The organism is Streptomyces sp. NPDC015032, from assembly GCF_043080425.1.
Taxonomy (GTDB): domain Bacteria; phylum Actinomycetota; class Actinomycetes; order Streptomycetales; family Streptomycetaceae; genus Streptomyces.
The window spans coordinates 192,346-215,684 of the sequence record NZ_JBIBVN010000002.1 but is presented as its reverse complement, the minus strand read 5'-3'; the positions used below and the strand labels follow the sequence as shown (position 1 = coordinate 215,684).

Here is a 23,339-nt window from a genome sequence, read left to right as displayed (position 1 = left end):
AGTGGTCCGTGGCAGGATCGGGGGCGTGGCTGAGACGGCATCGAAGAAGACGGCAGACAACCGACCGCGCCTGCTCCTGATGGACGGGCACTCCCTGGCGTACCGGGCGTTCTTTGCGCTGCCTGCGGAGAATTTCACGACAGGGTCGGGCCAGCCGACGAACGCGGTGTACGGCTTCGCCTCGATGCTGGCGAACACACTGCGTGACGAGGCGCCGACGCATTTCGCGGTGGCGTTCGACGTCTCGCGCAAGACCTGGCGCTCGGAGGAGTTCCCCGAGTACAAGGCGAACCGGTCCAAGACCCCGGACGAGTTCCGGGGCCAGGTGGAGCTGATCGGCGAGCTGCTCGACGCGATGCACGCCGACCGTTTCGCGATCGACGGTTTCGAGGCGGACGATGTCATCGCCACGCTGGCCACGCAGGCCGAGGCGGCCGGTTTCGAGGTGCTGATCGTCACCGGTGACCGGGATTCGTTCCAGCTGATCACGGAGAACGTGACCGTGCTGTACCCGACGAAGGGTGTCTCGGAGCTGACGCGTTTCACCCCGGCGAAGGTCGAGGAGAAGTACGGGCTCACACCGCGGCAGTACCCGGACTTCGCGGCGCTGCGCGGTGACCCGTCGGACAACCTCCCGGGCATCCCCGGCGTCGGCGAGAAGACCGCCGCGAAGTGGATCAACCAGTTCGGTTCGTTCGACGAGCTGGTGGAGCGCGCCGAGGAGGTCAAGGGCAAGGCCGGGCAGAATTTCCGGGACCACCTGGACGCGGTGCGGCTGAACCGCAGGCTGACCGAGATGGTCCGTGACGTGGAGCTGCCGAAGACCCCGCAGGACCTGGAGCGCGCGCCGTACGACCGCACCGCGGTGACGGGCGTGCTGGACGTCCTGGAGATCCGCAACCCGAGCCTGCGCGAGCGGCTGCTGGCCGTCGACCCGGGCGCGGCCGAGGAGGAGGCCGCGGCGCCCGCCGCGGGCATCGAGCTGGACGGCGTGGTGCTGGAGGCGGGCGGGCTGGCGCCCTGGCTCGCCGAGCACGGAGGGCAGCCGCTCGGTGTCGCCACCGCCGACACCTGGGCTCTCGGCGCGGGCACGGTCACCGAGGTCGCGCTCGCCGCGGCCGACGGGGCGGCGGCCTGGTTCGACCCCGCGGAGCTCGACGAGGGCGACGAGCAGGCGTTCGCCGCCTGGATCGCCGACGCGCGGCGGCCGAAGGTCATGCACAACGCGAAGAGCGCCATGCGGGTCTTCCCGGAGCACGGCTGGCAGGTCGACGGCGTCACGATGGACACCGCGCTGGCCGCCTATCTGGTCAAGCCGGGCCGTCGTTCCTTCGCGCTGGACGCGCTGGCGGTGGAGTATCTGGGCCGGGAGCTGGCCCCCGCGGCGGCGTCCGACGGGCAGCTCGCCTTCGGTGCGGACGACCGGGCCGAGGCCGACGCACTGATGGCGCAGGCCCGTGCGGTCCTGGATCTGGGTGACGCGTTCACCACCAGGCTGGCAGAGGTCGGCGCGGCCGGGCTGCTGCACGACATGGAGCTGCCGACGTCCGCCCTGCTGGCCCGTCTGGAGCGGCACGGCATCGCCGCGGACCGGGCCCATCTGGAAGGCATGGAGCAGCAGTTCGCCGGCGCGGTGCAGCAGGCGGTGAAGGAGGCCCACGCCGCGGTCGGCCATGAGTTCAACCTCGGTTCGCCCAAGCAGCTCCAGGAAGTCCTCTTCGGCGAGCTGGGCCTGCCCAAGACGAAGAAGACGAAGACCGGTTACACGACGGACGCCGACGCCCTGGCCTGGCTCGCCGCGCAGACCGAGCACGAGCTGCCGGTCATCATGCTGCGCCACCGCGAACAGGCGAAGCTGCGGGTCACGGTCGAGGGCCTGATCAAGACGATCGCTGCCGACGGCCGTATCCACACCACGTTCAACCAGACGGTGGCGGCGACCGGCCGGCTCTCCTCCACCGACCCGAACCTGCAGAACATCCCGGTCCGTACGGACGAGGGCCGGGCCATCCGCCGGGGCTTCGTCGTCGGCGAGGGTTTCGAGACGCTGATGACGGCCGACTACAGCCAGATCGAACTGCGGGTGATGGCCCACCTCTCCGAGGACGCCGGCCTCATCGAGGCGTTCACCTCCGGGGAGGACCTGCACACCACGGTCGCCTCGCAGGTCTTCGGCGTCGGCAAGTCGGCCGTCGACCCCGAGATGCGCCGCAAGATCAAGGCCATGAGCTACGGACTCGCCTACGGGCTCTCCGCGTTCGGCCTCTCCCAGCAGCTGAACATCGAGGCGGGCGAGGCACGCGGACTGATGGACACCTACTTCGAGCGGTTCGGCGGAGTGCGTGACTATCTGCACCGCGTGGTGGACGAGGCCAGGGCCACCGGATACACGGAGACGGTCTTCGGCCGCCGCCGCTACCTCCCCGACCTCAACAGCGACAACCGCCAACGCCGCGAGATGGCCGAGCGGATGGCGCTCAACGCACCGATCCAGGGCACGGCGGCGGACATCGTCAAGGTCGCCATGCTCCAGGTCGACCGGGCGCTGACCGAGGCGAAGCTGAAGTCCCGGATGCTGCTCCAGGTCCACGACGAAATCGTGCTGGAGATCGCCGAGGGCGAGCGTGCACAGGTGGAGGAGATCCTCCGCCATGAGATGTCCACGGCCGTGCAGTTGCGTGCGCCGCTGGATGTCTCGGTCGGTGTCGGCACGGACTGGGAGTCCGCGGCGCACTGACGCGGCGCGCCGCGTATCGGCGCAGGACGGGCCGGGGGTCGTTCAGACCTTCTGGGCCCGTCCGGCGGCCGTGCGCACGGAGGGGCGCGGCCGACGCAGCCGCATCCACGCCCCGTACAGCACCAGGCCCACCGCCAGCCCCGCCCCGGCGCCGAAGCACGCGGTCGGGATGATGTCCAGCGGGGTGTCGATGTGCCCGAAGTACGCGTACCAGCGTGCGCACCGGTGGACGATGCCGAGCAGGACACAGACGCTCAGCAGCGCCCCCGCCGCCCACCGCCCCCGACGGCCCAGCACCGGCACGGACGGCGGGGCCGGGCACGCCCCCGTCCGCCGCAGCACCGAAGCCGTGAACCAGGCGAGCACGGTCAGTGCCACCGCCGAACTGCCGTACTGCACCAGCTGGAACACGGGATACCCGCCAACGCTTGCGTCCAGCACCGGCACCAGTCGCACACCCCACCGGCCGTGATGGGTGAAGGAGTCCCAGACGACATGGGTGGCGGCCCCGACGGCCGCCGACAGTGCGAACCACCCGGCGTCCCGGACCCCCCACGCCCCCCGGCCGGACGGGTGCCGCCGCCCTCCTACGAACGCGTGCACCTGTCCCTGCCGGGCCCCCGGCAACAGCGCCACCAACGGTTCGCGCAGCAGCAGCCACAGCGCCACCACGGCCCCGGTGATCAGCACGTCGACCGTGAACACGCCCCACACCGAGTGGGTGACCTGCCCGAACTCCATGGCGCCGGGGATCGCGGTGTCCGCGTAGTACGTCATGTCGGGGGCGAACGAGCCCGCGACGAGGGCGGAGGCGAGGAAGGGGCCGCGCGCCGTTCCGTTCCGCCGCATCCCCGGCAGCACCGCGGCGGCATGACTGAGTGTGAACGGCATGGCGGCAAGTATGCGCGAGCCGCCGTCGCCCGTCGGACGACCGTCGTACAACTTGCTGTCGGGAACGTGAAAAACAGGTGAGAACCGGTCAGTGCACGGTGTGCCGACGGTACGAGTTGTCGTAGGGTCGCCTGAGTCCAGGCGCTGGGGAGCGCGGACAGCCGTCGATGGGGAGGCCAGAGGTATGGCAGCGCAGTTCGGTCGCCGACTTCGCAAGGGGGCGACCACCACCGCGGTGGCTGCCGTCGCCGTGGCGGCGCTCTCCGCCTCCGGGGCCCCCGGTACACCGCTGGTCGGCGACAGCGGCGACCAGCAGTCCACCGGAACGACACCTTCGCCCGACGACAGCGCGGCCACCGGCAACTCGCCGTACTACACGGACCTGCCCCCGCTGAACACACCCAACAAGCCGGGAACCACCACGAACCTGCCCGTCACCGGCAGTGCGGAATCAGGCATTCCGGCTTCGATCCTGGCCGCCTACAAGAAGGCCGAGCAGACCGTTGCCGACAGCGACGCCGCCTGCCGGCTGCCATGGCAACTGCTCGCCGCGATCGGCAAGGTCGAGTCCGGCCAGGCCCGCGGCGGCCGGGTCGACGCGAACGGCACCACGTTCTCCCCGATCCTCGGCCCGGTCCTCGACGGCCGGGGCTTCGCCATGATCAAGGACACCGACAACGGGGCGTACGACGGGGACGCGACGCACGACCGCGCCGTCGGCCCGATGCAGTTCATCCCGTCCACCTGGGCCGTCTGGGGCCAGGACGGCAACGGCGACGGCCGCAAGGACCCCAACAACATCTACGACGCGGCGCTCGCCGCCGGACGCTACCTCTGCGCCGGATCCCGCGATCTGTCCCTCGCCGCGGACCTCGACCGGGCCGTCCTGAGCTACAACCACTCGGACGCCTACCTCCGCACGGTGCGCTCCTGGTTCGACTACTACAAGCGCGGCACGCACGAGGTCCCCGACGGCACCGACGCGATCCCGCCCGGCCTCGGCGGCGGCCGGGACTGGGGCCCCGGCAGCCCGAGCCCTACCCCTTCGCCGTCCGGATCCACCAAGCCGGCCCCGAAGCCCAGTCCGAACCCCCCGAAGCCGGGTGGCGGCACGCCCAGCCCGACTCCCACGCCCACCCCCACCCCCACGCCGCCCCAGACCCTCGCGGGTCTGGAGAACGCCGGCACCGGCACGCTGACCGCCACCGCCGGCACCGCGTTCACCGAGCGGATCAAGGTACGGGCCGAGAACAGCCGCGGCGGCCCGCTCGCCAAGGTGTCCGTGACCTTCACCGTCTCCGGTGACACGGACGCGGCCTTCGGCGGCGGGAAGAAGACGGCCACCCTCTTCACCGGAGCCGACGGCACGGTCACCGCCCCGGTGCTCAAGGCAGGTGAGAAGGCGGGCAAGTTCACCGTGCGGGCCACCGCCACCGGCCGCTCGCTGCCCGCCGTCACGTACGGCGCGACCGTCACCGCCCGACAGGCCGACGCGATCGCCAGGACCGACGACAAGGCGCTGACCGCCGCGCCCGGCGCCGAGTTCGCCGGTACCGCCGAGGTCAAGGCCACCTACAAGGGCGCCGTCGCCGCCGGTGTCGCCGTCACCGCCACCATGATCACCGATGACGCCGAGCCGGCCGAGAACGACAAGGGCCCGTACTTCAAGGACGCGGACGGCAAGACGGTCCGTACCCTCGCAGACCTCAGGACCGACGCCGACGGCATCCTGAAGCTCCCGAAGATCTACGCCGACGACACCACGGGCACGTACAAACTGCGCCTCACCACCGAGGGCGGCGCCACCGTCGTCATCGAGCTCGTGATCGAGGCCCCGGAGGCTCCCGCCGCCTGATCCGCCCGCCCGTACATCGCGACAGCCCCTCCGCCCTCACCCGGCAGAGGGGCTGTTTCACGTCTTCCCGTCCCGTTCCCGTCCCGTTCCCGTCCCGTTCCCGTCCCGTTCCCGTCCCGTTCCCGTCCCGTTCCCGTCCCGTTCCCGTCCCGCGCCCGGTGTTCTCATCTCGCGCCCGCGTTGCTACGGTGCCCCAACCCTGACGACCCATCAGATCTGTGCTCTCCGGGAGGACCGGCATGCGTGCCCTCGTCGCCGCCGCCATCGGGCTGGCCGCAGCCCTCGCGCTCGTCTTCACCATCAGCGCGATCGGCGCCCCGCCCGGAGAGACCTCGCCCAAACCTCTGCTGACCACCGTCCCGGGCCCCAAGAACCAGTAACCGGAAGAAGCAACAGAAGCTGAGGGAGGGCACCATCATGCGCCGCCGAGCCAGCCTCGTACTCCTGGCCTTCGCCGTCTTCTTCGCCGCCATGTCGCCCCTGCTGCGCTGGTACGCCTTCCCGAGGCTGGCGAAGATCCCGCCCAGTCAGTACCAGGAGACGGTGCTGGAGGCGAAGCCCGCCACCCTCCTCGACTACAACGACAACATGAAGGTGAAGCGGGTCCCCAAGGTCACCATCGTGCAGACCCTCAAGGGCAATGTGGAGGAGTCCGAGAAGATCGAGCGCAGCGCCGGCCGCGACGTCGTCGTCTGGGACGCCCTCAGCTTCGTGGCCGGCCCGGACGGCAAGATGGTCTCCGAGATTCCCGAGCGCTACATCTTCGACGCCCACAGCCAGGCCCCCGTCCACGCCACCGGGGAATCGGTCGACGGCGACCCGGTCAGGCGGGAGGGCATCGAGTTCAAGTGGCCCTTCCTCACCCAGAAACGCGACTACGAGTACTTCGACGCCCAGGCCCGTACCAGCTCGCCCATCCACTACCGGGGCACCCGCACCTTCCACGGCATGGACGTCTACTACTTCGAGCAGACCATCCCGTGGACCAAGGTCCCGATGCCGAAGAAGATGCCCATCAAGGGCGTCACCCCGGAACAGATCGCGAAGACGGGTATGACCCGCTGGTACACCACCAAGCGGATGTTCTGGGTGGACCCGGTCACCGGAGCGCCCGTCAACGGCGAGGAGATCCACAAGGAGGAGCTGCGCAACGCCAGGGCGATGGGCCTGCCCCAGGACACCGTCACCGTGTTCGCCGGGCATGTGAAGATGCGCCAGGACTACATCGATTCGATCGTCGCCCTGGTCAAGTCCCAGCGCCTGCTGGTCCTGCTGCTCACCTCGTACCTGCCCTGGGGCTTCCTCGCCCTCGGCGCCGGGCTGTTCGCGCTCGCCCTGTGGCTGGAGGCCCGCTCCCGCCGTCCGGACGGACGCCTGCCGAACGGGACTCCGGCGCCCGCCCCGGACCCGCAACCTGCTCCCGCCTGAGCCGGGCCCCAGAGGGCCCGGAGGTGGGCTTCGAGGCGTCGCGCTGCCTACCGCCGAGCCCTCTTCGTGAACCGGGTCGCCTCCACCGTCGTGGGGTCCTGTGGCCACGGATGCTTCGGATAGCGGCCGCGCAGCTCCGCCCGTACGGCCCGGTAGCCGTCCCGCCAGAACGACGCCAGATCCGCGGTGACCGCCGCGGGGCGGCCGGCGGGGGAGAGGAGGTGGACCAGGACCGGCACCCCGGCCACCCGCGGGGTCTCCCGCAGACCGAACAGCTCCTGGAGCTTCACCGCGAGCACGGGCTGCGCCCCGCCGTACTCCACCCTGATACGGGAGCCGCTCGGCACCTCGATCCGCTCCGGCGCCAGCTCGTCCAGCCGCGCGGCCTCACCCGTCGCCCACGGCAGCAGCCGCCGCAACGCCTGCCCCGCGTCGATCCGCGCGAGATCGGAGCGCCGCCGGGCCCGCGACAACTCCGGCTCCAGCCACTGCTCGGTACGGTCCAGCAGCGCACCGTCCGACACATCCGGCCAGGGCGCCCCCAGCTCCCGGTGCAGAAAGGCGAGCCGCTCCCGCAGCTGTCCGGTGTCCCGCGTCCAGCGCAGCAGCCCGAGCCCCTCGCGCCGCAGCCCCTCGACAAGCGCCCGCCGCACCAGCTCGGGCGCCGGCTCCTTCAGGGGGCGCACCGACAGCTCGACGGCGCCCAGCCGCTCCACCCGGCGGGCCACCACGTCGCCGTCGGCCCAGCGGACCTCCTCGCCCGCGAAGCGCAGCTGCCCGGCGGCCGCCCGTGCTGTTTCCTCGTCGATCACGGCGGCGAGCCGCACCCGCGCGGACGCCGCGTGGGCGGGCCGGTCGGCGACCGCGACCGCCAGCCACGGCGCGCTGCGCAGCCCCGACCCGTCCCGCAGTTCCGCACCGGTACCCGACGCCATCAGGAACGCACCCTCGCCCCGGGCCCGTGCCACCCGCTCCGGGAACGCCAGCGCGGCCACCAGACCGACAGCCCAGTCCCCGTCCCCGTCCCTTGGGCCGGAACCCCCGCCCCCACCGGCACCCCCGACCGACGAGGACAGCCGCCGGACCTCCTGCCGCCACCGCGCCGCGTACCCGTCCCCGCCCCGCCGGGCGGTACGCAGCGCCACCGCGAGATCGTCGCCGTACTCCCGCGGCGGCTCCTCGCTCAGCAGCGCCACCACCTCGGCGGCCCGCCGCCCGCCCACCTCGGCGGCGCCGTCCAGCAGGGCGCGCGCCAGCCGCGGATGCAGGCCCAGCCGGGACATCCGTACGCCCCGGTCGGTCACCCGCCCCTCCGTGTCCACCGCGCCGACCGCCGTCAGCACCTCGCGCGCCGCGCCCATCGCACCCGCCGGCGGCGGATCGAGCAGCGCCAGCCCCGACGCGTCCGGATCGCCCCAGCAGGCCGCCTGCAACGCGAACGCCGTCAGATCCGCGACCCTGATCTCCGGGGACGGGAACCGGGCGAGCCGCCCGTCCTCCGCCTGTTCCCAGCACCGGTACACCGTCCCCGGCGCCTCCCGCCCGGCCCGGCCCGCCCGCTGCCTCCCCGAGGCCTGCGACGCCCGCACGGTCGTCAGCGCGCTCAGCCCCCGCGCGTGATCGGTACGCGGCTCCCTGGCCAGCCCCGAGTCGACCACGACCCGCACCCCGGGCACCGTCAGGGACGACTCCGCCACCGAGGTCGCCAGCACCACCCGCCGCCCCTCGGACGACCCGGCCAGCACCGCGTCCTGCACCGCGGCCGGAGCCCGCCCGTGCACCTGGAGCACCTCGGCTCCCACCCCCGCCAGCTGCCCCGCCACCCGCCCGATCTCGCCGACACCGGGCAGAAAGCACAGCACGTCGCCGTCCCGTTCGGCGAGTGCCCGGCGCACCGTCGCCGCGACATGCGTCAGCAGCGCCGGATCGACCCTCGTCCCGTGCGGCGGCCGCACCGGCCCGGCGGGCGGCGCCCAGACCACCTCCACCGGATGCGAGACACCCCGCGCCTCCACCACGGGGGCATCGCCCAGCAGCCGCGCCCAGCCCGCCGCGTCCGTCGTCGCGGACGCGGCCACCAGCCGCAGATCGGGCCGGACCGCCTCCCGCACATCGAGAAGGAACGCGGCGACCGTGTCCGCGTCCAGATGCCGCTCGTGGCACTCGTCGATGATCACCGCGTCGACCCCGGCCAGCTCCTGGTCGCGCTGCAAGCGCTGGAGCAGCACCCCGGTGGTGACCACCTCCACCACCGTGCCGGGCCCCACCACCCGCTCCCCGCGGACCGTGAAGCCCACCCGCCCGCCGGTCCGCTCCCCGACGAGCCACGCCATCCGCCGCGCCGCCGCCCGCGCCGCGATCCGCCGCGGCTCGGCGACCACCACCCGGCGCACCGGGCCGCCCCCGGCCAGACCGGCCAGGACCAGCGGTACGAGGGTCGTCTTGCCGGTGCCGGGCGGCGCGCACAGCACCGCGACACCGCGGTCGTCGAGCGCCCGCTCCAGGGCGGGCACCGCGGTGCGTACGGGCAACTGGTCCAGGGCGTCGGTACGGATCACGCCCCCAGTCTCGTACGGGCCGCCACGCCCTCCGCACCCCGGGACCGGGCCGGCCCCCCTCGGCCCTCCCCGGACTCAGTCCCGCATGCAGACGAAGACGGCCGTGCCCGGGATCAGATTCCCGCGCAGCGGGGACCAGCCGCCCCACTCCTGGTCGTTCCAGGCGGGCCACTCCGGTTCGACGAGATCGGCCAGCCGGAATCCGCCGGCCACCACGTCCCGCACCCGGTCGCCCAGCGTGCGGTGGTGCTCGACGTAGACCGCCTCGCCCCGCTCGTCCTGTTCGACGTAGGGGGTGCGGTCGAAGTACGAGGCCGCGACCGAGAGCCCCTCGGGCCCCGGCTCGTCCGGGAACACCCAGCGGATCGGGTGCGTCACCGAGAAGACCCAGCGGCCCCCGGGGCGCAGCACCCGGTGCACCTCGCGGAACACCCGCACGGGGTCGGCGACGAACGGCACCGCGCCGTAGGCGGAGCACGCCAGGTCGAAGGAGCCGTCCCGGAACGGCAGCGCCCCGGCGTCCGCCTCCACCAGCCGGACCGCCGGCACATCGCCGCCGCCGATCCGCAGCGCGTGCTGCAGCTGTCGGTGCGAGAGATCGAGGGCCACCGGACGTGCCCCCCGGGCGGCGAGCCAGCGCGAGCACTGCGCGGCGCCCGCCCCGATCTCCAGGACGTCCAGGCCCTTCAGCGATCCGGCGGGGCCGAGCAGACCGGCCTCGGCCTCGTCCAGCCCCTCCGGACCCCAGATGAAACGGTCGTCGCCGAGGAAGGCGCCGTGGTCGCTCTGGTACTCGTCGGCGTTCCGGTCCCACCAGCCGCGACTGGCCCGGCTGCTCTCGGCCTCCGACGCGCTGCGGCGGGTCGCCTCGGGTTCGGCCGCGTAGATCTCTTGGCTCATCGTGTCCGTCGTTGTAGTTTGCCTTCACCCCGCCGCACGCGGTACGCAAGCAGGGATACCCATCCGTTCGGCTCCGTCCCCCACGGATTGTCTCCCGGGGCCGATGTGGCCTCGGAGAACATGAATTGTGCCGGATATGGTGCGTTGCGCCCCCGGTGTGCGCCTTCGCGCATTGACCGTGCCCGGCTGCCCCCGTATGCTACAAGTTGCGCTGCGAGCCTGCGCGCCTCAGACCTAGCAGGCCGCGCTCGCATCTGTTGTATGTCCCCTCGGTTCACGAGGCGCTTCCCGTTCGACGGGTCCGGCGCTTCCCGAGCTGTCCGGCTTCTGCAGAGGTGATACGGGCTCCCGGCGTAGCAGTACCTACGACTCACTGTCCGTACCGGAGCCCTTTCCCACATGACGAGCAGCACCGAGACCACCGCCACCACCCCGCAGGTAGCGGTCAACGACATCGGTAACGAGGAAGCCTTCCTCGCCGCGATCGACGAGACGATCAAGTACTTCAACGACGGCGACATCGTCGACGGCGTCATCGTGAAGGTCGACCGGGACGAGGTCCTGCTCGACATCGGTTACAAGACCGAAGGCGTCATCCCCTCCCGCGAGCTTTCGATCAAGCACGACGTCGACCCGAACGAGGTCGTCAAGGTCGGCGACGAGATCGAGGCCCTGGTTCTCCAGAAGGAGGACAAGGAAGGCCGCCTCATCCTGTCCAAGAAGCGCGCTCAGTACGAGCGTGCCTGGGGCACGATCGAGAAGATCAAGGAAGAGGACGGCATCGTCACCGGTACCGTCATCGAGGTCGTCAAGGGTGGTCTCATCCTCGACATCGGCCTCCGTGGCTTCCTGCCGGCCTCCCTCGTCGAGATGCGTCGTGTCCGTGACCTCCAGCCCTACGTGGGCAAGGAGCTCGAGGCCAAGATCATCGAGCTGGACAAGAACCGCAACAACGTGGTCCTGTCCCGCCGTGCCTGGCTGGAGCAGACCCAGAGCGAGGTCCGCCAGACCTTCCTCACGACCCTGCAGAAGGGCCAGGTCCGCTCCGGCGTCGTTTCCTCGATCGTCAACTTCGGTGCGTTCGTGGACCTCGGCGGCGTCGACGGTCTCGTGCACGTCTCCGAGCTGTCCTGGAAGCACATCGACCACCCCTCCGAGGTTGTCGAGGTCGGCCAGGAAGTCACCGTCGAGGTCCTCGACGTCGACATGGACCGCGAGCGCGTCTCGCTGTCGCTCAAGGCGACGCAGGAAGACCCGTGGCAGCAGTTCGCCCGTACGCACCAGATCGGGCAGGTCGTTCCCGGTAAGGTCACCAAGCTCGTTCCGTTCGGTGCGTTCGTGCGCGTCGACGAGGGCATCGAGGGTCTGGTCCACATCTCCGAGCTGGCCGAGCGCCACGTGGAGATCCCGGAGCAGGTCGTCCAGGTCAACGACGAGATCTTCGTCAAGGTCATCGACATCGACCTGGAGCGTCGCCGCATCAGCCTCTCGCTGAAGCAGGCCAACGAGTCCTTCGGTGCCGACCCGGCCTCGGTCGAGTTCGACCCGACCCTGTACGGCATGGCCGCGTCCTACGACGACCAGGGCAACTACATCTACCCCGAGGGCTTCGACCCCGAGACCAACGACTGGCTCGAGGGCTACGAGACCCAGCGCGAGGCGTGGGAGACGCAGTACGCCGAGGCGCAGCAGCGCTTCGAGCAGCACCAGGCCCAGGTCATCAAGTCCCGCGAGGCCGACGAGGCCGCTGCTGCCGAGGGTGCTGCCGCCCCGGCCGGTGGCGCCCCGGCTGCCTCGGGCGGCAGCGGTGGCGGCTCGTACTCCTCGGAGTCCGCGGACAACTCCGGCGCCCTGGCGTCGGACGAGGCCCTGGCTGCCCTGCGCGAGAAGCTGGCGGGCGGCCAGAGCTGACGCTCTGTCCTTCCGGTCGGTGATCGACCGCAGTAGGTGAAAGTGAGGCCCGCTCCCTTCGGGGAGCGGGCCTCACTCGTTTCCGCGGCCGTGGGCGCGGGCCGTTACGGCGTGACGGCGATGTTGGTCAGCCCCCTGCCGCCGGTCACGGTGTTGCTGCTGTAGACGGTGGTCCGGCAGCCCGCGCCGTAGTTGGTGACATTGATCGCGATCCGCTTGTCGCCCGTGGAGCCGGACAGGTCCGAGATGTTGCCGCGGAAGACGGTGCCGCAGCCCCAGCCGTTCTGCTGGGTGTGGATCTCGTAGCCGTTGTTGGTCGTCCGGGAGCCCTTGTTGCCGTCGACCAGGACGTCATTGCCCTTCACGTCGACCCAGGAGTCGTCGTAGTGGGAGCCGGTCAGCCCGCTGCCGTCGAAGGTGTTGCCGATGATCTTCGCCCCGGTGGTGCCCTCCTTGATGTCGACGTTCTCGCCGCCCACCCCCGGCCCGATCGTGTTGTTCAGGATCTGAACCCGGTCGCTCCGGTCGGAGAGGTCGCCCGCGGTGCCGACGTAGACGCCTTCGCCCATCCCGCGACCGTCGTGCCCGATGTCGTAGATCCGGGAGTTCCTGATGACGCCGTCCTTGCTGGACTTGCGGAAGTGGACGCCCTCCATGTCCAGGTCGTGCACGGTCACGGAATCGATCACGACCCCGGTGGCGGAGTCGGCCATGATGCCCTTCTGGCCGCCGGTGACGGTGATGCCCTTGACGGTCCAGTAGGAGGCGCCATTGAGGTGCAGTCCGTAGCCGCCCCCGGCGGTGAGGACGGCCTTGGCGGAACCGGTGAGGGTGATCCGGGCGGACGCGGTTCCGGGGACGGTCGCCTTGAAGTTGCCGGTGTACGTGCCGTCGGCGAGCCGGATGGTGTCGCCGGGGGCGGCGGCGGTGAGGGCGGACTTGAGCTGGGCCGCGGTGCTCACGTCGATGACCGTCGCGGCGTCCGCGGTGGTGGCGGCGGCCAGGGTGAGGCCGCCGGTGGCGAGCGCGGCGGCCAGCAGGGCGGGGAGCAGCGTGCGGGTGCGCATGGGGGGTGCCTTCCCGTCGAAGGAGTCCAAGAGGTTCTCGTACATGAATGTGGGGCGAGCCTCTGAACGTGCTGCGCAGTGACGGTAGGGGCGAGGTGGGGTCATGTCAAGGTATGGACCATTCTTCGTGGGCGGCCGGCGGAGCGGACGGGTGAAACCTCCTGGATGCGCAGGCAATTGACGGCATGTAAAGCGCTCCGGCCGCGATTCCGGTCTCGACGTGTGGCGGGCCGGGGCAGGACGTACCCCTGCTGTCGCGAACTCCGTGCCCCGATCGAGGTGTTCACCGACATGACTGTCCCGCGCGCCCGCGTTCCCGCGCGGATTGCGGCATGAACCGCCCGGTGAACGGGCACGGTCCGGGAATGCCAGTGCCCCGCCGGGCGTTCTTCTCAGGGAACACGAGGAGGAGCGGTAACCGTGCCTGATCCGCAGAGTTTGTACGAATGGGAGCCGAAGGGACTGGCCGTCGTCGACATGGCGCTGGCCCAGGAGTCGGCCGGCCTGGTCATGCTCTACCACTTCGACGGATACATCGACGCGGGCGAGACCGGGGACCAGATCGTCGACGGCCTGCTCGAATCGCTGCCGCACCAGGTCGTCGCCCGCTTCGACCACGACCGGCTCGTCGACTACCGCGCACGGCGCCCGCTGCTGACCTTCCGGCGCGACCGCTGGGCGGACTACGAGACTCCGACGATTGACGTACGGGTCGTTCAGGACGCCACCGGGGCACCCTTTCTGCTGCTCTCCGGGCCCGAGCCGGACGTGGAGTGGGAGCGCTTCGCCGCCGCCGTCGAGCAGATCGTCGAGCGTCTCGGCGTCCGCCTCGCGGTGAACTTCCACGGCATCCCGATGGGCGTCCCGCACACCCGCCCCGTCGGCGTCACCCCGCACGGCAACCGCACGGACCTCGTGCCCGGTCACCGAAGCCCCTTCGAGGAGGCGCAGGTGCCCGGCTCCGCCGAGGCCCTGGTGGAGTACCGGCTCATGGAGGCCGGACACGACGTCCTCGGTGTCGCCGCCCATGTGCCGCACTACGTCGCCCGCTCCGCCTACCCGGACGCGGCGCTCACCGCCCTGGAGTCGATCACGGCCGCGACCGGCCTGGTCCTGCCGGCCGTCGCCCATGCGCTGCGTACGGAGGCCCACCGCACCCAGACCGAGATCTCCCGGCAGATCGACCAGGGCGACGAGGAGCTGGTCTCGCTCGTCGAGGGCCTGGAGCATCAGTACGACGCCGTCGCGGGTTCCGAGACCCGGGGCAATCTGGTCGCCGAGCCGGTCGATCTGCCGTCGGCCGACGAGATCGGTCTCGAATTCGAGCGGTTCCTCGCGGAGCGCGAGGGGGACATCTGACCGGCCCCGCCGGCCGTCCGGCGTACTAGGCTGCCCGGCATGCTGAAAGTGGGCCTGACCGGTGGGATCGGCGCCGGCAAGAGTGAAGTGTCACGGCTGCTCGTCGGATACGGGGCCGTGCTGATCGACGCGGACCGGATCGCCCGGGAGGTCGTCGAGCCGGGGACACCCGGGCTCGCGGCCGTCGTCGACGCGTTCGGCCCCGGCATCCTCACCGCCGACGGCACTCTGGACCGGCCCGGACTCGGCTCGATCGTCTTCGCCGACGCCGACCGGCTCGCCGCCCTCAACGCGATCGTCCACCCGCTGGTCGGCGCCCGCTCCGCCGAGCTGGAGCGGGCCGCGGGTCCCGATTCGGTCGTCGTCCACGACGTCCCCCTCCTCACCGAGAACGGGCTCGCCCCCCTCTACGACGTCGTCGTCGTCGTGGACGCCCGTCCGCAGACCCAGCTCGACCGGCTCGTACGGCTGCGCGGCATGACCGAGCCGGAGGCCCGTGCCCGGATGGCCGCGCAGGCCACCCGGGAGCAGCGGCGTGCCGTCGCCGATCTGATCGTCGACAACGACGGACCGCTGGAGGAGCTGGAGCCGCAGGTCCGCAAGGTCTGGTCGGAGCTGATGAAGCGGGTGGCGGCCGGCTGACTTCCGGATCGGAATACCGGGCCCCGGCCGGGCGTTGGGAACGCGGTAGTGAAAGGAAGGAAGACATCGTGCCCGAGAGGACCCCGGAAACCGACGTCATCGACTTCCGCGCGGCCGAACACCTGTTGGCGGCCCGCGACCCCCGGGGCGCGGTGAAGCTGCTGGACTCGGTGATCGCGGCCCATCCGGAGAACACGGCCGCACGCCTGCTGCGGGCCCGTGCCTTCTTCGCCGCCGCCCAACTGCGTCCTGCCGAGCTCGAATTCGAACTCGTCCTGGAGCGCGAACCGGACAACGCCTTCGCGCATTTCGCGCTCGCCCGCACCTTCGAGCGCTCCGGCCGCTCCGACCGGGCCGCCCGTCACTTCCGGCTGGCTGCGGCCCTCGACCCGAATCCGGAGTACCTGAAGGCGGCCCGTTTCCGCACGAAGGACTGACACCGCACCGCCGGGCGGACGTCGCACCCTGGTCAGTGCCCGTACCTGCCACGCCCGCCGTGGTCCGGTTCGTACGGCGGGATGTTGCGGCCCGGCTGGTAGTGCGGGCCCTGGTGGATGTGGTGGACGATCACCGCGATGTCCGCCAGCACCAGCACGAGCAGCACACCACAGGCGGCGGCCCACCCCGGGCGGCCGGCCAGCGTGAAGGCCGCCAGGCCGAAGACGGCCCAGGCCAGCCCCCATAGACTCAGGCAGAGCCGCAGCCGCAGAGGACTGCGGGCAGTCGTCGGTTCATTACCGGTACGCATGGCTATCGCCTCTCCTACCAGGATGGACCCGCGGCACCGTTTTGGGGACATGTCGACATCGGATTGAGGGGATCGTGCGTGAACGGCACATCGTGGGGGGACCGTAACGGCCGCAGGGCGAGGGTCCGGGGCTGTCTGCTGGGCGGGGCCATCGGGGACGCGCTGGGAAACCCGGTGGAGTTCCTCTCGCTCGCCGGGATCCGCCGCGCGCACGGTGAACACGGTGTACAGGGCCTCGTCGCGGACGAGGAGGGGGTCGTCGGACGGGTCACCGACGATACGCAGATGACCCTGTTCACGGCCGAGGCCCTGATCAGGGCGCACTCCGGGGCGATGTCGAAGGGAATCGGCGGCGCCGAGACCGGGATCGTGCGGAACGCGTACCTGCGCTGGCTGGACACCCAGAACCACCCCGCCCCGCCGCCCGGCGGGGCCGACAACCCGGTGCGGACCGGCTGGCTCCGGCAGCAGCCCTGGCTGTACGCACGCCGGGCCCCCGGCAACGCCTGCCTGACGGGACTCGCGACCGGCCATGTCCCCGAACCGTCGGAGCGGCTCGGCGAGCCCGGTCCGGTCAACACCGGGTCCAAGGGGTGCGGCACGGTGATGCGGTCCGCGCCCTTCGGACTGGTGGGGCAGGGCGCCGAGGCGGGCTTCCGGCTCGCCCACTGGTGTGCGCAGATCACCCACGGCCACCCGACCGGTGCGTACGCCGCCGGGGCGCTGGCCGCGATCGTCGCCCATCTCCTGGAGGGCGATTCGATGGCGGGCGCGGTGCTGCGGGCCATGGAACTGCTGCGCCGCCACCCGGGGCACGAGGAGACAGCGGCGGCCCTGCGCGCTGCCGTCGACCTTGCCGCGGAGGGCGGACCGACCGCCGAGAAGGTGGAGACGCTGGGCGCCGGCTGGGTCGCCGAGGAGGCCCTCGCCATCGCCGTGTACTGCGCCCTGGTGCTGCCGGACGCCGACCAGGTGGCCCGCTCGCTGCTGCTCTCGGTCAACCACTCGGGCGACAGCGACTCCACCGGTGCGGTCTGCGGCAATCTGCTCGGCGCCCGCCACGGGGACGTACACCTGCCGCCGTCCTGGCTGGTGGCGACCGAGGGACGGGCGGTGATCACCGAGCTGGCCGACGACCTGTGCGTGGAGTTCGAGCACGCGGTCGCGTGGCCGGCCGAGCGCTACCCGGCGTACTGACGGTACGGCCGCACGCCTTCGGCGCCGACGGACCGGCAGTACACCGGACGATGACGACCGGTCAGTCCGTCAGCATCTTGGCGCGCAGCGTGGCCACCGTCGCGTCGTCGAGCTTCAGGCCCTCGCGTACGTAGCTGTCGAAGTCGCCGTACAGGTGGTCCACCTCGGCGAACGCCGCACGCAGCCAGCTCAGTTCGACGGCCTTCGGGTTGCCGGTGTACTCGTTGCTGGCGAGGAAGTCCGCCTCGACGGTGTCGCGCGGGACGCCGAGCAGAGTGAGCAGGACGGCCGTGCCCCAGCCGGTGCGGTCCTTGCCCGCGCTGCAGTGGAAGACGGTCGCGCCGGAGGTGTTCGTGGCGACGGCGGTGACCAGATCACGGAAGGCGTAGTCGGCGCCGACGAAGTTGACCATGAACGGGTAGCCGATGGACTGGCCGAGGTCGGACGAGCCGGAGAACAGCCCGGCCGCGATGGCCTCGGCCAGGGTCATCAGAGCCGAGTCGTGGAAACGGATGCCGTGGCTGAGCGACACCACATCGGCGACCTGGTACGTCACACCGGCGGGCAGCCGGTCGGGATCGTCATGGCGTTCCATCGCGTTGCGCAGATCCACGTCGAGGGTGAGGCGCTGGGAGAGCAGACGCTGCTGCTCGGCGTCGGTGAGGCTGTCGAGCTTGTTGGAGCGGTAGACCAGACCGGAACGCACCCAGTGCCCGTCGGTGGTGCGGTAGCCGCCGATGTCCCGGAAGTTGCGGGCCGACTCGATGCCGAGCGAACGGTCGGCGACGACGAGCGGGGAGCCGCTGTCCGGCGTCAGCCGGAAGTACCAGCGTCCGGTGCCGGGGAGCGTTTTGGCGGGGACGGTCAGCGAACCGGTGCCGGGGGCGGTGCCCACGAGGGTGCCGGTGGTGGCGTCGGGGGAGGTGACCGCGGTGACGGAGACCGAGCCGGCGGCGGAGGACCAGGAGAGCGTGTGACCGCCGTCCGCGGCGCGCCGGACGGTTGCCGCGGTGAACGGCACGGCGGCCCGGACGGCGGCTCGGGCACCGGCCGCGGGCGGGGCGGACGGTGTGGCGGCGAGGGCGGGCGGGACCAGGACCGTACTGGCGAGCAGGACGGCCGCGACGGCTGCCTGGGTGATGCGGTGCGTACGCATGGTGCTCCTTGTCTGCATTCCCTGGGCGGGAGTGGGGTGTCAGGAGGTGGGGGCGGCCGTGCACGGTGTGGTGCCGCAGACATTGATGACGCGGCCGGTGGTCAGGAAGGTGGCCTTCTGCTGACGCGCGGCCGACGAGTTGCGGGGATCGGAGTGCGGGTCGTGGCCGTAACGCGGGCCGTCGGGCGGGGTGTTGGTGACCGGCGGGGCCGGTGTGCCGCTGTCCCACACCGTCATGGCGGAGCCGCGGTACGGAAGCCCGTCGCGCGCGACGGTCCTGATGCCCCAGTACGGGACGGAGTCCGGACTGCGCCCCGCCGTGAGCGCCGGGGTGAGCAGCCGGGCGCCGAGGGTGCGCGCCTCCACGTCGGCCGCCGCGTTCGCGACCTGGTGGTCCCCGTACGCGATGTGCATCAGCACCTGGTGGTGGTCGGTGAGATGGTTCGCGTACGCGTCGGTCTCACCGCGGTCCCACACCATCTGGAACAGCTGGAGGACGAGCTGCTGACGCAGCTTGTCCGGGTAGGACAGGTCCAGGACCCGCTGGAACGGCGCGAAGTCGGCGCTGCGGTCGAGAAGCAGGCCGTAGTTCATGCCGGTGACACCGAGGACCCCGCGGCGGATGTCGGGCGAGGCGGCGACCAGGGCGCCGCCGAGGATTCCGCCCTGACTGTTCCCGTCGTACGCGATGCCGTGCCGGATGTCGACGAGCGGCCGCCCGCCGTCGTCGCGGAAGGCCGCGTCGGAGGTCAGCCCGTCGGTGTGGATCAGGGCGCGGGCGAGGAAGAGGGCGTTCAGCATGCCCTGCTCGGTGCGCTCCGGGACGGCGGGGAAGAGGTTCGGGTCCGCGAGCGCCCCGAGTACCACCGGGACGTCCTCCTCGGCCATTCCGATCCAGTCCGTCGCGCAGAACGTGAAGTTGTGTTCCGCCGCCATCGCCCTGACGTTGCCCGCGCCGACCTCGGAGCGGCGGCCGAGGAGGCCGTGCCCGTAGAGGGACGGGTGGGACGGAGTGTGGAACGCCGAACGTGGTATCTCGCAGCGGAACGTGGCGAGTTGGGTGTTCAGCGGGAGCCGTCGCGGGGTGCCGTCACGGCCGCGGTGGAGGACGGATCCGGGGGGACCGCCGGGCAGGTTCAGATAGCTGGGCACACTGACCCGGCCGGTCACTTCCCGGGCGATTCTCGGGTCCTGCCCGGTCGTGAAGTCCGTGACACCGGTGACGGCGAAGGCGGGAGCGCGATCGCCGAGCCGGCGGAATGCGTCGTCGCGCAGGGCGAAGAGGTCGCCGGTGAGACCGCGGGTGCTCGCGACGGTGAAGTCCCAGGCGAGGTACAGCTCCCCGGACCGCACGCCGGCTCCGCGCAGCGCCTTCAGGGCCGGGCGCAGCTGCCGCTGACGGGCGCGCAGCGGATCGTCGGTTGGAAGCGGCTTGCCGACGACGGCGGCGAACGGTGCGGCGGCCGGGATCGTGCGTCCCGCGCCGTCCTTGAGCCGTCGCAGGGCGACGGCGTAGTGGTGGCCGTCGCGGAAGTTGCGAGCGGGACGGATCAGCAGCGCCCGGCGCGCCGGGTCGGTGGCGTTGGCGTCCAGTTCGGCCCAGTAGGGCCACCGCTCGCCGGTCCCGGTGTCCAGCAGCACGACGGGGGCGTCCGGGGCGAGGGAGCGGCCGATGCCGGTGAGCGGGGCCGCGCCGGTCGCCCTCAGGTCGATGCCGGGCACCTGGGCGATCAGCGCGGAGCCGGGGGAGAAGCCGTCGGACCGGTTCCAGGCGGTCGGTTCGATGGGGAGACCGGCCGTGGCGCGCGGGAGGGCCGCGGCGTCGAAGTCCACCCGGCGACCGGTGTCGGTGGCCGGGTCGGGCCGTGTGTACCAGTCGTTCGGGAACGGCAGCAGGCACTCGGCGGGCACCAGCGGATCGCAGCCCGGTCCGTGCGGCGCGGCGGCCCGCGCGGCCGGGGCCGTCGGTACGAGCACGGCGGCGGCGCTCAGCACCGCCGCCAGCAGCCCGTGCCGCGGTCCGCGCGGCAGTCGGAGCCGCAACGGGGTCAACTCCCCTGGAGGTGCGCGCCGATGACGGCCGCGTAGTTCGCCTCACCGTTCCGGTTGGGGTGCAGCGGGGCGGCCACCGCGGTGGGTACGTATCCCTCGACCCACTTGTCCGACGGGGCCTGGCAGGAGTCGTGCCCCTTGCTGGGCGTGGCCAGATCGATGTACTCGGCACCGTGCAGGGCGCTCTGCTCGGCGATCGCCGCGTTCATCCGGTCCACGCTGCCCTGTAGGAAGTCGGCGTCCACCGGGAGGACCGGCTGCAACGGCCAGCAGCCGCCGGGCTTGATGTAGAGGCCGTACCCCGTGACGATCACCCGGGCCTGCGGCGAGCGCTGGTGGATCGTCTCCAGGACGGCCCCCAGCTTCGGCGCGAACTCCGCGACGCGCTGCCCCACCTGGTCCACGCCGCCCTCGTTGTACTTCTCCTTGCACGGGGTGGCGTTCGGGTCGAGTGTGGTGCACTTCTGCGCGATGCCGACCAGACCGGCGTCGTTGCCGCCGATGGTCAGGGTCACCAGGTCGGTGTCCGCGCGCAGCGCGTCGAACTGGGGCGGGGCCGAGCCCATCGGAATGTCGAGCAGTGAGAGCGACTGCTTCTCGGTCATGTGCTTGGACGCGGCGCCGCTGCACGTGACGTCGCGGAGCGACGCACCGAGCCGCGCCGCGAGCTCGTGCGGATAGTTGTGCGTCGACCGGCCGCAGGGCACCGGTCCCGTGATGTCGGGGATGAGCGGCCCGGAGGCCATGGAGTCGCCGAGCGCGACATAGGAAGGGGCGTCGTCCCCGGCGGCGGACGCCGGCACCGCGCCGGTCCCCACGGCCAGACCGGCCAGCGCGAGTACGCCCATGAAGATCCTGACGGAACGACAGAAAGGCTTGTTCTGCGGCAGGTTCACGTAATCCTCCGGTGGTGGGGGGCGAGGTGGGGCATGGCGTGTGACGCCGGTCATCATGCAGACTCAAGTGCCGTCGTTTAACTGGTGGGTAACGCAGACTTCTGCGGGGGAACTTGTGACGCGTGACAAACGGCGACCCGTCGCGACAGGGGAGCGGGACGGCTCCGCCGGGCCGGCCGCTGCACCGCTGACCATCGCCGGACGCCCGGTGGCCCCGTATCTGCGCGCCCGCGTCCCGGCCCTGACCGGACGCGTCGTCGCCCGGCTCCTCGCCGACCTGCCGGTCTACGCCGGACTGCCCCACGAGGAGATCTCCGGCGACATCGCCGACATCGTCCAGCACAATCTGCGACTCTTCGCCGACGTCGTGGAGTACCGCCGCCCCGCCACCGACGCCGAACTCGCCCAGCAGCGCGACTCCGCCGCCCAGCGCGCCGAGGAGGGGGTGCCGCTGGACGCGATCCTCACCGCGTACCAGGTCGGTACGGCGATGTGCTGGCAGGAGGCCGCGGAGGGGGCGCTCCCCGGCGACCTCCCCACTGTCCTGGAGATCATGGACCGGATCATGGTTCTCCAGCAGCAGCTGACCTCCGCCGTCAGCAGTGCCTACCTGGAGGCCCGGCAGATCCTCGACAGCCAGGAGCACGGCGGCCGGCACGCCCTGATGGCCGCCCTGCTGACCGGCGAGCCCCTGGACCGCTTCACCCACCGCACCGGGCTGCGGCCCGCCGCCCGCTACCTCACGATGACGCTCGCGCTGGCCCCGCACCCCGACGAGCTGACCCAGTCACCGGGTCCCGGCGCCGGCGTCGCGGCCCGGCGGAAGATCCGCCGCGTGCGTACCGCCCTCGATCACTTCGCCGGCCGGCCGGTGCTCACCGCCCTCGACACCTCCGGCGGCACGGTGCTGCTGCCGGCCGCCGAGCCGCCGCCGTGGCACGGGCCCGCCGGACTGTGCGCGCTGATCGGCGAGGCGACCCGCGCGGCGGGGGTCCCCATCACGGCCGCCGCCGAGACCGCGGAACCCGAGGCGGTACCGGCCGCCGTGGCCCGAAACGCCGAAATCGTCGACCTGGTCGCCCGTACGGGCCGGCCGCCCGGCCTGTACCGGCTGGCCGATGTCCTGCTGGAGTACCAGCTCAGCCGCCCCAGCGAGGCGCTGCACGGTCTCGCGAGGCTGCTGAAACCCCTGGAGGCGAAGCCGGAGTTGCTGCACACCCTGGAGACGTACCTCGAACTCGGCCTGGACCGGCGGACCACCGCGGCCGCCCTGCACATCCACCCCAACACCGTCGACTACCGCATCCGCCGCATCGACCGTCTGACCGGTCTCTCCCCGGCCCGTCCGGCCGACCTCCAGCACATCAGCGCGGCCCTGGTCGCCCGCCGCTCGGTATAGCGGCCATGGAGCGGAGCCGGGCCACCGCCGGATACGGTGGTGGCCGACGACGTGTGCACAACGGCCGAAGGGGGTTCGGTGGAAGCAGAGTTGGTGGCATTGGCGGCATCGGGGGCAACGGCACTCGTGCAGCACATGGTGGCCGATTCCTGGGGCCAGGTACGCGATCGGCTGGTGGCCTTCTTCGCGCGGGGCGAGGCGGCGCCCGAGGCGGAGTCGGCGCTGGCCGGTGAGCTGGAGGCGTCGCGCGGTGAGCTGACTGCCGCACGGGACGAGGGCGACGACCCGTCGGCCGGGGACGTCGAGGCCGAGTGGCGTGCGCGGCTGCGCCGCAGGCTCGCTGCGGATCCCCGCGCTGCGGACGAACTCCGCGCCATCCTCGCCGAGTTGGAGCCAGCGGGGGGCACCGGGCGCGCGGGCGTTGTGCACAACACCATCAGTGGGACGCCCCGTATCGGCGGCCCGGTGATCCAGGCCGCCGAGATCGGGTCCGTCAACTTCGGCCCCGAGCGGTAGCGGCTCGCCGTTCCGCGCCCGGCGCGT

General features: G+C 71.8%; 19 protein-coding genes. 11 read left to right on the top strand and 8 right to left on the bottom strand.

All coding sequences use genetic code 11. The features are described 5' to 3' along the window. Positions 1-25 precede the first annotated feature (25 nt). Positions 26-2,737 carry a DNA polymerase I gene (gene polA, locus ACF08M_RS03870; RefSeq protein WP_392183619.1) on the top strand — a complete coding sequence of 904 codons (2,712 nt, stop codon included), beginning with the start codon at positions 26-28 and terminating at the stop codon, positions 2,735-2,737. A 42-nt stretch (positions 2,738-2,779) separates the two neighbouring features. Here polA and ACF08M_RS03865 read toward each other — a convergent pair whose 3' ends face one another. Next, positions 2,780-3,628, bottom strand: coding sequence for a DUF4184 family protein (locus tag ACF08M_RS03865; RefSeq protein WP_392183618.1), 849 nt, complete (start codon positions 3,626-3,628; stop codon positions 2,780-2,782). Between the two features lie 184 nt (positions 3,629-3,812). Here ACF08M_RS03865 and ACF08M_RS03860 point away from each other — a divergent pair, with 184 nt between their 5' ends. The 3 genes from ACF08M_RS03860 to ACF08M_RS03850 all read left to right on the top strand — a co-directional run bounded on the left by ACF08M_RS03860 (position 3,813) and on the right by ACF08M_RS03850 (position 6,911). Continuing rightward, the gene (locus tag ACF08M_RS03860) at positions 3,813-5,483 is read left to right on the top strand and encodes a lytic murein transglycosylase (RefSeq protein WP_392183617.1); all 1,671 of its coding nucleotides are present in this window, start codon (positions 3,813-3,815) and stop codon (positions 5,481-5,483) included. Between the two features lie 239 nt (positions 5,484-5,722). Further along, positions 5,723-5,863: an SPW_0924 family protein gene (locus ACF08M_RS03855; RefSeq protein WP_266745573.1), complete on the top strand. Its 141-nt coding sequence runs from the start codon at positions 5,723-5,725 to the stop codon at positions 5,861-5,863. A gap of 37 nt (positions 5,864-5,900) precedes the next feature. Continuing rightward, positions 5,901-6,911, top strand: coding sequence for a DUF3068 domain-containing protein (locus ACF08M_RS03850; RefSeq protein ID WP_392183616.1), 1,011 nt, complete (start codon positions 5,901-5,903; stop codon positions 6,909-6,911). Positions 6,912-6,958: 47 nt separating this feature from the next. On the opposite strand, the gene hrpB is transcribed toward ACF08M_RS03850, so the two are convergent. Further along, positions 6,959-9,469, bottom strand: coding sequence for an ATP-dependent helicase HrpB (gene hrpB, locus ACF08M_RS03845; RefSeq protein WP_392183615.1), 2,511 nt, complete (start codon positions 9,467-9,469; stop codon positions 6,959-6,961). A gap of 75 nt (positions 9,470-9,544) precedes the next feature. After that, complete coding sequence (locus ACF08M_RS03840; RefSeq protein ID WP_392183614.1) at positions 9,545-10,369, bottom strand: class I SAM-dependent methyltransferase; 825 nt, start codon at positions 10,367-10,369, stop codon at positions 9,545-9,547. Between the two features lie 399 nt (positions 10,370-10,768). Between ACF08M_RS03840 and rpsA the strand changes: the two genes are divergently transcribed. Then, positions 10,769-12,280, top strand: a complete 1,512-nt coding sequence (rpsA, locus tag ACF08M_RS03835; protein ID WP_072483117.1) for a 30S ribosomal protein S1 — start codon at positions 10,769-10,771, stop codon at positions 12,278-12,280. Between the two features lie 104 nt (positions 12,281-12,384). Here rpsA and ACF08M_RS03830 read toward each other — a convergent pair whose 3' ends face one another. Next, a complete protein-coding gene (locus ACF08M_RS03830; RefSeq protein ID WP_392183613.1) occupies positions 12,385-13,347 on the bottom strand; it encodes a right-handed parallel beta-helix repeat-containing protein in 963 nt (320 codons plus the stop codon). 420 nt (positions 13,348-13,767) lie between these two features. Here ACF08M_RS03830 and ACF08M_RS03825 point away from each other — a divergent pair, with 420 nt between their 5' ends. The 3 genes from ACF08M_RS03825 to ACF08M_RS03815 all read left to right on the top strand — a co-directional run bounded on the left by ACF08M_RS03825 (position 13,768) and on the right by ACF08M_RS03815 (position 15,785). Then, the gene (locus ACF08M_RS03825; protein ID WP_392183612.1) at positions 13,768-14,706 is read left to right on the top strand and encodes a PAC2 family protein; all 939 of its coding nucleotides are present in this window, start codon (positions 13,768-13,770) and stop codon (positions 14,704-14,706) included. Positions 14,707-14,745: 39 nt separating this feature from the next. After that, entirely contained in the window at positions 14,746-15,348 is a 603-nt protein-coding gene (gene coaE, locus ACF08M_RS03820) for a dephospho-CoA kinase (protein WP_392183611.1), read from the top strand. A 68-nt stretch (positions 15,349-15,416) separates the two neighbouring features. Then, positions 15,417-15,785 (top strand): tetratricopeptide repeat protein, encoded by a 369-nt coding sequence (locus ACF08M_RS03815; RefSeq protein WP_392183610.1) that lies wholly within the window; start codon positions 15,417-15,419, stop codon positions 15,783-15,785. A 32-nt stretch (positions 15,786-15,817) separates the two neighbouring features. Here the strand turns inward: ACF08M_RS03815 and ACF08M_RS03810 are convergent, their stop codons facing one another. Next, positions 15,818-16,096, bottom strand: a complete 279-nt coding sequence (locus tag ACF08M_RS03810) for a DUF6343 family protein (protein ID WP_392183609.1) — start codon at positions 16,094-16,096, stop codon at positions 15,818-15,820. A 78-nt stretch (positions 16,097-16,174) separates the two neighbouring features. Between ACF08M_RS03810 and ACF08M_RS03805 the strand changes: the two genes are divergently transcribed. Further along, a complete protein-coding gene (locus ACF08M_RS03805; protein ID WP_392183608.1) occupies positions 16,175-17,293 on the top strand; it encodes an ADP-ribosylglycohydrolase family protein in 1,119 nt (372 codons plus the stop codon). 61 nt (positions 17,294-17,354) lie between these two features. Here the strand turns inward: ACF08M_RS03805 and ACF08M_RS03800 are convergent, their stop codons facing one another. The 3 genes from ACF08M_RS03800 to ACF08M_RS03790 are packed head-to-tail and all read right to left on the bottom strand — an operon-like array spanning position 17,355 to position 21,397. Further along, positions 17,355-18,449: a tyrosine-protein phosphatase gene (locus tag ACF08M_RS03800; protein WP_392183607.1), complete on the bottom strand. Its 1,095-nt coding sequence runs from the start codon at positions 18,447-18,449 to the stop codon at positions 17,355-17,357. Positions 18,450-18,488: 39 nt separating this feature from the next. After that, positions 18,489-20,492, bottom strand: a complete 2,004-nt coding sequence (locus tag ACF08M_RS03795; protein ID WP_392183606.1) for a hypothetical protein — start codon at positions 20,490-20,492, stop codon at positions 18,489-18,491. A 5-nt stretch (positions 20,493-20,497) separates the two neighbouring features. Further along, entirely contained in the window at positions 20,498-21,397 is a 900-nt protein-coding gene (locus ACF08M_RS03790; protein ID WP_392183605.1) for an SGNH/GDSL hydrolase family protein, read from the bottom strand. Between the two features lie 187 nt (positions 21,398-21,584). Here ACF08M_RS03790 and ACF08M_RS03785 point away from each other — a divergent pair, with 187 nt between their 5' ends. Continuing rightward, the gene (locus ACF08M_RS03785; protein WP_392183970.1) at positions 21,585-22,796 is read left to right on the top strand and encodes a PucR family transcriptional regulator; all 1,212 of its coding nucleotides are present in this window, start codon (positions 21,585-21,587) and stop codon (positions 22,794-22,796) included. Positions 22,797-22,874: 78 nt separating this feature from the next. Beyond that, positions 22,875-23,312: a hypothetical protein gene (locus ACF08M_RS03780; protein WP_392183604.1), complete on the top strand. Its 438-nt coding sequence runs from the start codon at positions 22,875-22,877 to the stop codon at positions 23,310-23,312. Positions 23,313-23,339 lie beyond the last annotated feature (27 nt).